A 6,804-nucleotide genomic window follows, 5' to 3' on the forward strand; every position below is an offset into this window, starting at 1 on the left:
GCCTCCGCGGCGGCGCGGCCCGCGAGGAGGCGCCGCTCTAGCCTTCGAGGATGCGCTCCCGGCTCCTCCACCTCCGCGAATCCTTCTGGTTCCTCCCGGCCCTGTTCGGCGTCCTCGCCGTCGGGCTGGCGCTGGGGCTGGTCGAGGTCGACCACCTGCTGGTCCGCGCCGGCGTCAGCGACATCCCCCTGATCGAGGACCTGTCGCCGACCGGCGGCCGGGCGATCCTCTCGGCGATCGGCGGGACGATGCTCGGCGTCGCTGCGACCTCGTTCTCGATCACGATCTCGGTGCTGGCGACCACGTCCTCCGCCTACGGGCCCCGGCTGGTCCGCAACTTCATGGCCGACCGCGGCAACCAGGTCGTCCTGGCGGTGCTCACGTCCACGTTCCTCTACTCGCTGATCGTGCTGCGCGCGGTGCACACGGAGGAGGACGCGTCGCTGACGTTCGTGCCGGTGGTGGCCGTCTCGTTCTCGGTGCTGCTTGCGGTGGGCGACGTCGCGGTGCTCGTCTACTTCATCCACCACATCGCGCTGTCGGTGCAGGTGACGACGCTGCAGCAGCGGGTGCTCGGCGAGCTCGTCGACGTGATCGAGCGACTGCATCCGGAGGACGGTGAGGAGCCGGTGGACGCGGAGGAGGCCCTGCTCGCGGAGGAGGCCCTGCCGCCGGCGGGGCGCGAGCCGGTCGTGCTGTGTGCGGTGCGCGGGGGCTACGTCGAGCAGCTCGAGGTCGAGCGGCTGGTCGCCCTGGCCCGCCGCGGCGACGCGCGGCTCCGAGTGCTCGCGCTGCCCGGCGACCACGTCCTCGTCGGAGACCCGGTGCTCGAGGTCCTGGAGGGGTCCGTCGCCCAGGAGGAGGCGGTCGCCGCGGTCGTCGTCGCCGACGCGCGCACCCCGCACCAGGACCTCCGGTACGCCGTCCAGCAGGTGGTCGAGATCGGAGTCCGCGGGCTCGCGACCGGCACGAACGACCCGTACACCGCGGTCGGCGCCGTCGAGGCCCTGACCAGCGCGCTCGTCGACCTCTGCGGCCGGCCGGAGGCGCGCGGCCGCTACTCCGACGCCGACGGAGTCGTCCGCCTGGTCGTCCCGTGGCCCCGAGCGGGCGAGCTGCTGGCCGACGTGTTCCTCGCCCTGCGCTCGTACGCGATGGAGCAGCCGCTCGTCGTCCGCGCCGGCGTGCGCCTCGCCGAGCGGCTCGCGGTCGTCGCCCGCGGCGGGACCCGCGTCGAGCTGCACCGCCAGGTCCAGGCGTTCGCCGCCGCGCACGCCGCCGCCGACGGCGACGCCCTCGAAGCGCCGGCCCTGCGCGCGTCGCTCGCCGCGCTCGAGGCGCGTCTCGCGGCCTGACGCTCGGCCTGCCCGGCGCTCCAGGAAGCCACGCCGCCGGTGGAGTGCTCGAATCGATTCGAGTAGGCTCGGCGCATGACAGAGAACACCACTGAGCTGCGCGTGGGGGTCGTCGGCCTCGGCTTCGCCGGCACCACCCACCTCGATGCCTTCCAGTCCCTGCCCGGCGCCCGCGTCGTCGCGCTCGCCGGCCAGGAGGAGGCGCGCCTGCACGAACTCGGCGCGACCCGCGGCGTCCCCGACCTCTACGCCGACTGGGAGGAGCTCGTCGCCCGCGACGACCTCGACGTCGTCTCCATCGGCGTCCCGAACCACCTGCACCACCCGATCGCCGTGGCCGCGCTCGCGAGCGGCAAGCACGTCTTCTGCGAGAAGCCGCTCGCCACCACCGCTGAGCTGGCGGCCGAGATGGTCGAGGCCGCCCGCACGAACGACCGGGTGCTCGAGATCGCGTACAACCACCGCCGCCGCGCCGACGTCGCCTTCCTCCGCGACTACCTCGACGACGCGCCGCTGGGCGACGTCTACCACGCCCGCGCGAGCTGGCAGCGGCGCACCGGCATCCCCGGCATCGGCTCCTGGTTCACCAGCAAGGAGCTCGCCGGCGGCGGCCCGCTCATCGACCTCGGCTCCCACGTGCTCGACATCGCGCTGCACCTGCTCGACGAGCCGCGCGTGACCAGCGTCTCGGCGGTCGCGTACGGCGAGATCGGCCGCTCCGGCCGCGGAGGGCGCCCGCACGGCGTCGCCGCCACCGGCACGCACGCGTTCGAGGTGGAGGACTTCTCGAGCGCCCTGCTGCGCCTCGACAACGGCCGCTCCCTCCAGCTCGACGCCTCCTGGGCCAGCTACTCCAAGGTCGACGAGGACATCGAGGTCGAGCTGCTCGGCTCGGCCGGGGGCGCGCGCCTCCACATCGCCGACTACGCCACGGAGGGGACTCTGACGCTCTACTCCGAGGTCGCCGGAGCGCCGACCGTCTCGCACCCCGACGTGAAGGTCCCCGCCGGACGCCACCGCTCGGTCATCGCCGAGTTCCTGGAGGCCATCGCCTCGGGAGCCGACGCGCCCGCGGGCGGCCCCCGCTACTCCGGCCACTACGGCGAGTACGCGCTGCACCGCAGCCGGGTGGTCGACGCGATCTACCGCTCCGCCGCCGAGAAGAAGGAGGTGGCGGTCGCATGAGCGCCCCGATCGAGGTCCTCGTCTGGAACGAGTTCCGCCACGAGACCCGCGGCGACGAGACCGTGCTGCGCCACTACCCGGACGGCATCCACCGCGTCATCGCGGACGGGCTCGCGGAGTCGCTCGGCGACGCCGTCTCGGTGCGCACCGCGACGCTCCCCGAGCCCGAGCACGGGCTCACCGAGGAGGCGCTCGCGACGACGGACGTGCTGCTGTGGTGGGGGCACATCGCGCACGAGGAGGTGTCGGACGAGGTCGTCCAGCGGGTCCTGCGGCACGTGCAGGAGGGGATGGGGATCCTGGTCCTGCACTCGGGCCACTACTCGTCGATCTTCAAAGCGCTCATGGGCACGACCTGCTCGCTGAAGTGGCGCAACGACCGCGACCGCGAGCTGGTCTGGACGATCGCGCCCACCCATCCGATCGCCGAGGGCGTGCCCAGCCCGCTGATCATCCCCGAGCAGGAGATGTACGGCGAGTACTTCGACATCCCGGTGCCGGAGGAGACGGTGTTCCTGTCGACCTTCACCGGCGGCGAGGTGTTCCGCTCCGGCGTGACCTACACCCGCGGCCTCGGAAAGGTCTTCTACTTCTCGCCCGGCGACCAGGACTACCCCGTCTACCACCACCCGGACATCCGGCGCGTGCTGGCGAACGCCGTCCGCTGGGCCCGCCCGACCCGGCCGCGCACGCCCCTCACGGCCGACCACCACCCCCGGGGCTGGTTCGAGTCCTGACGCGGTCGCTCCCGCGCCTCCGTCTCCCTCTCCGCGGGATGCCGCTCCGGTACGCGACACGCCGTGCCGGGCGTACCGACGTGGCGTCTCGCGGGGAGGTACTGGGGGGATGCAGCAGACGGAGGGGCGCGAGCCGGACGAGGTGCGCCGGTACGGGGAGGCGCCGGAGCAGATCGCGGACATCTTCCGCGGGGCGCCCGGCGGGGCGCGCCGGCCGGTCGTGCTCGTGCACGGCGGATTCTGGCGCGCGCGGTGGGACCGGCGGCACGCCCGGCCGCTCGCGGCGGCGCTGGCCGACCGCGGGCACGACGTGCTCCTCCCCGAGTACCGGCGCACGGGCGACCCGGGAGGCGGCTGGCCGGGCACCGGCGACGACGTCCTGGCCGTGCTCGCGGCGCTCCCGGCGCTGCTGCCCGGCGCCGGACCGGTCACCCTCGTCGGCCACTCCGCCGGCGGCCACCTCGCCGTCTGGTCGCAGGCCGCCCGTCCGTCGCCGCACGTCGCCGCTGTGGTGGCGCTGGCGGGCGTGCTCGACCTGGCCGCCGCCTCCGCAGACCGCCTCAGCGACGACGCCGTGGGGGAGCTCCTCGGCGGCGACCTCGCGCTGCTCCCGGGCGCCGACCCCGCGCAGCTGCCCGCGCCGCCGCAGCCGACCACGCTGATCCACGGCGTACTCGACGAGGACGTCCCCGTCGCCTACAGCCGCCGATACGCCGGCCGGCATCTCGCCGTGCAGCTGCACGAGCTCGCCGACGCCGACCACATGGCGCTCGTCGATCCGACGACGGCAGCCTTCGCGATCCTCCTCGCCGCGCTCGGCTGACGCGCGCCGGGAGCGGGACTGCGACGCTCCGCCCGCCGAGGCGCGACGGGAACAGGCCCCCTACAGGACCGGCGGGTACAGGAAGAGCGGGACCTGCGCGGTGGGGAAGGTGCGGGTGACGTAGCTGTGCTTGCCGCCGTAGTTGTACTCCTCGAGGAGCACGGTGCCGTCGTCGTTGACCTTCTGCACGTACGAGACGTGGTTGTAGGTCCACCACGCGACGCAGCCGACGATCGGGACGCTGCTGGTCGCCCAGCCCTTCGCGGCCCAGTTGTCCGGCCACTCGTAGGCGCTGCCGCCGAGCGGGGTGATGTTCCCCCACGTGTACTTCCACGGCGCGGAGGTGCGGCCGGCGTCGCGGTTGAGGCGCCAGGCCACGAAGTCGACGCACTCGCGGTAGTAGTAGCCGAGGGGCGAGAGTCCGCCGCCGTCGTCGTCGATGGTCTCGTAGGGCCACGGGTAGTCGTCGCCGACCGCGCGGGTCTGCACGGTCGAGAACTCGCCGCCGTTGGATCCGGAGAGCACGGCCGCCTGGCGGCTGGCCTCGTCGAGCTGCGCCTGGGTCGGTGCGGCGAAGGCGTCGCGGACGGCGGTCTGGCCGGCGGCGTCGGAGGAGACGGTGAGGTTCTGGAGGCCGACCCGGTTCGCGGCGGCGCGGCCGGTCGCGGTGGCGGAGGAGCTGCGGGCGCCGTACGCGGGGATCGCGGCCGTGGCGAAGAGGCCGCCGACCACCGAGAACGTCCCGAAGGCCAGGGCGCGGCGGCTGAGGCCACGGGCCCGGGCGGATTCGGCGACGCGGGGAGCGACGGGGCGGGAGGCGGACGCGCGACGCAGAGAGGCCGGGATCGACCGGGAGGCGGGGGAGGCGACGGCGGGGACCTCGACCGGCACGGTCGGAGCGGGCGCCACGGCCGATGCGGCGTCGACGATGAAGTCCGCGGAGTCGTCAGCGCCTGCGGAAGCGGCGGAGTCGTCCGATCTGCTGCTCTCGACCGCACCACCGGCGGTCGCCGCGCCCGTCTCCGTCTCGGCCCGGGCCGCACGGCGCTCGGCCTCGCGGGCCTCGCGCCGGGTCGGGGGTGCAGTGGTCGGGGTGCCGGCACTCTCCTCAGGGGTGGGAATGCCTGGCTTCGACACGCGTGCGTTCTCCTCGGATGACGGTGGTGACGGGGGGTCGGGGGCCGGTGGGGATCCGGCGACGAGCCACTCTAGCCCGAGGCCCGCGCATGACGGAACGATCACGACGGATCCGGCACGGATGCTCCGACCGCTCGCGCCCGTGCGGTGCCAGGATGGGGCGCAACCGGGAAGGAGCTCCTCATGACCGCACCCACCCCCACCGGGCCCGTCCTCGTCGGCATCGTCGACGGCCAGCGACCCGAGGTCCTGCGCACCGCCGCCCGCGTCGCCGCCGACGCCGGAGCCGCCCTGCTGCTCGTGTCGGTCTCGGCCGATCCGTACCTCGTCGGCGAGTACGTCGATCCGATGACCGGCGGCATCCCGCTCGGCTTCGTCGGCGCCGCGGCCGACCGCGGCCAGGGCCCGTCCCTCCCGCCCGGGCTCCGCGAGACGGTCGAGCACGAGCTGCACGGCAGCACCGTGCAGTGGTCGCTGCGCGCGGCGCGGGGCGAGCCCGCCCTGGCGCTCGCCGAGGTCGCCGAGGAGGTCGACGCGCGGATGATCGTGGTCGGCACCCGCGACGCGGGCGTGCTCGCGAGCATCGCCGAGTTCCTCAGCGGGAGCGTCGCCGCCCACCTCGCGCACCGCCAGCACCGCCCCGTGCTCGTCGTCCCGCGCGCCGACCGCGACCCGTCGCGCCCGGCGCCCTGGGACCTCGCGGAGTGACGCGACCCCTCCACCTGCGCCCCTCCGCGATCCTCCTCGTCGCGGCGGGCGGAGCCGTCGGCACGGCGATTCGCGCCGCGATCGGCGCCGCACTGCCCCCGCTGGGCGTCGTGCCGGTCGCGACGATCGCCGTGAACCTGCCGGGCGCGTTCCTCCTGGGCCTCCTGCTCGAGGCGCTGGCGCGGCGCGGGCCGGACGAGGGCGGGCGCCGCACCCTGCGCCTCCTGCTCGGCACCGGCGTGCTGGGCGGATTCACGACGTACAGCACCTTCTCGCTCGACACGGTCGCGCTGCTCGAGGGCGGCCACGTCGTGGAGTACCTGCTCTACACCGGCGGCACGCTCGTGCTGGGCGTGCTCGCCGCGGCGCTGGGCATCGCGGTCGCGGGGCGGCGGAGGGCGGCGGCGTGACGCCAGGCCTGCTGCTCGCGGTCGCTCTCGCGGGCGGAGTCGGAGCGGCCGCACGGCTCGTCGTCGACGGGGTCGCGCGGTCGCTCGTGCCGGCGCGCTGGCCGGTCGGCACCGCGCTGATCAACGTGAGCGGGTCGCTGCTGCTCGGAGTCGTCACCGGGCTCGTGCTGGCCGGCGTCCTCGACCCGGTGTGGCGGGCCGTGCTCGGGACGGGCGTGCTCGGCGGCTTCACGACGTTCAGCACGGCGAGCGTCGAGACCGCGCGGCTCTTGCTCGACCGCCGCTGGGCGGCCGGCCTGGGGTACGGCGTCGGCACGGCGGCGCTCGCCGTCGCGGCGGCGGCCGCGGGCCTCGCGCTGACGGGCGTCCGGCTGTCCTGAGCGGCGTGGCGGGCGCTCCGGAGCGGCGTGCGGCTCCGCTCCTCACCGCCCTTCCCCGGAGCCCACCCC

Annotated in this window: 8 protein-coding genes; 7 read left to right on the forward strand and 1 reads right to left on the reverse strand. The window is 75.0% G+C overall.

Annotated elements, in window-relative coordinates; genetic code table 11:
* Nucleotides 1–50: 50 nt before the first annotated feature.
* The 4 genes from C5C55_RS15235 to C5C55_RS15250 all read left to right on the forward strand — a co-directional run bounded on the left by C5C55_RS15235 (nucleotide 51) and on the right by C5C55_RS15250 (nucleotide 4,100).
* Nucleotides 51–1,355 (forward strand): DUF2254 domain-containing protein, encoded by a 1,305-nt coding sequence (locus C5C55_RS15235; protein WP_104234497.1) that lies wholly within the window; start codon nucleotides 51–53, stop codon nucleotides 1,353–1,355.
* 75 nt (nucleotides 1,356–1,430) lie between these two features.
* On the forward strand, nucleotides 1,431–2,540 hold the full coding sequence (locus tag C5C55_RS15240) for a Gfo/Idh/MocA family protein (protein WP_104234498.1): 1,110 nt from the start codon (nucleotides 1,431–1,433) through the stop codon (nucleotides 2,538–2,540).
* The gene (locus tag C5C55_RS15245; RefSeq protein WP_104226581.1) at nucleotides 2,537–3,277 is read left to right on the forward strand and encodes a ThuA domain-containing protein; all 741 of its coding nucleotides are present in this window, start codon (nucleotides 2,537–2,539) and stop codon (nucleotides 3,275–3,277) included. The genes C5C55_RS15240 and C5C55_RS15245 overlap by 4 nt, the downstream gene beginning before the upstream one ends.
* A 109-nt stretch (nucleotides 3,278–3,386) precedes the next feature.
* On the forward strand, nucleotides 3,387–4,100 hold the full coding sequence (locus tag C5C55_RS15250; protein ID WP_104234499.1) for an alpha/beta hydrolase: 714 nt from the start codon (nucleotides 3,387–3,389) through the stop codon (nucleotides 4,098–4,100).
* A 60-nt stretch (nucleotides 4,101–4,160) separates the two neighbouring features.
* Here C5C55_RS15250 and C5C55_RS15255 read toward each other — a convergent pair whose 3' ends face one another.
* Nucleotides 4,161–5,237, reverse strand: coding sequence for a CHAP domain-containing protein (locus C5C55_RS15255; RefSeq protein ID WP_104234500.1), 1,077 nt, complete (start codon nucleotides 5,235–5,237; stop codon nucleotides 4,161–4,163).
* A gap of 183 nt (nucleotides 5,238–5,420) precedes the next feature.
* On the opposite strand from C5C55_RS15255, the gene C5C55_RS16410 reads away from it, so the two are divergent.
* From C5C55_RS16410 to C5C55_RS15265, 3 genes are read left to right on the forward strand one after another with little or no spacing between them, the layout of a single operon-like run.
* A complete protein-coding gene (locus C5C55_RS16410; RefSeq protein ID WP_146080966.1) occupies nucleotides 5,421–5,945 on the forward strand; it encodes a universal stress protein in 525 nt (174 codons plus the stop codon).
* Nucleotides 5,942–6,355, forward strand: a complete 414-nt coding sequence (locus C5C55_RS16415; protein WP_146080967.1) for a CrcB family protein — start codon at nucleotides 5,942–5,944, stop codon at nucleotides 6,353–6,355. The genes C5C55_RS16410 and C5C55_RS16415 overlap by 4 nt, the downstream gene beginning before the upstream one ends.
* A complete protein-coding gene (locus tag C5C55_RS15265) occupies nucleotides 6,352–6,735 on the forward strand; it encodes a CrcB family protein (RefSeq protein ID WP_104226584.1) in 384 nt (127 codons plus the stop codon). Before C5C55_RS16415 ends, C5C55_RS15265 begins: the two co-directional genes overlap by 4 nt.
* Nucleotides 6,736–6,804 lie beyond the last annotated feature (69 nt).

The sequence above is a fragment of the Rathayibacter sp. AY1C2 genome (genome assembly GCF_002931195.1).
In the GTDB taxonomy this organism is placed as follows: domain Bacteria; phylum Actinomycetota; class Actinomycetes; order Actinomycetales; family Microbacteriaceae; genus Rathayibacter.

What these genes read in the sequence shown, in the direction of transcription:
- C5C55_RS15240 (WP_104234498.1), top strand. Translation starts at nt 1,431, where the DNA reads ATGACAGAGAACACCACTGAGCTGCGCGTGGGGGTCGTCGGCCTCGGC.
- C5C55_RS15245 (WP_104226581.1), top strand. Translation starts at nt 2,537, where the DNA reads ATGAGCGCCCCGATCGAGGTCCTCGTCTGGAACGAGTTCCGCCACGAG.
- C5C55_RS15235 (WP_104234497.1), top strand. Translation starts at nt 51, where the DNA reads ATGCGCTCCCGGCTCCTCCACCTCCGCGAATCCTTCTGGTTCCTCCCG.
- C5C55_RS16410 (WP_146080966.1), top strand. Translation starts at nt 5,421, where the DNA reads ATGACCGCACCCACCCCCACCGGGCCCGTCCTCGTCGGCATCGTCGAC.
- C5C55_RS15250 (WP_104234499.1), top strand. Translation starts at nt 3,387, where the DNA reads ATGCAGCAGACGGAGGGGCGCGAGCCGGACGAGGTGCGCCGGTACGGG.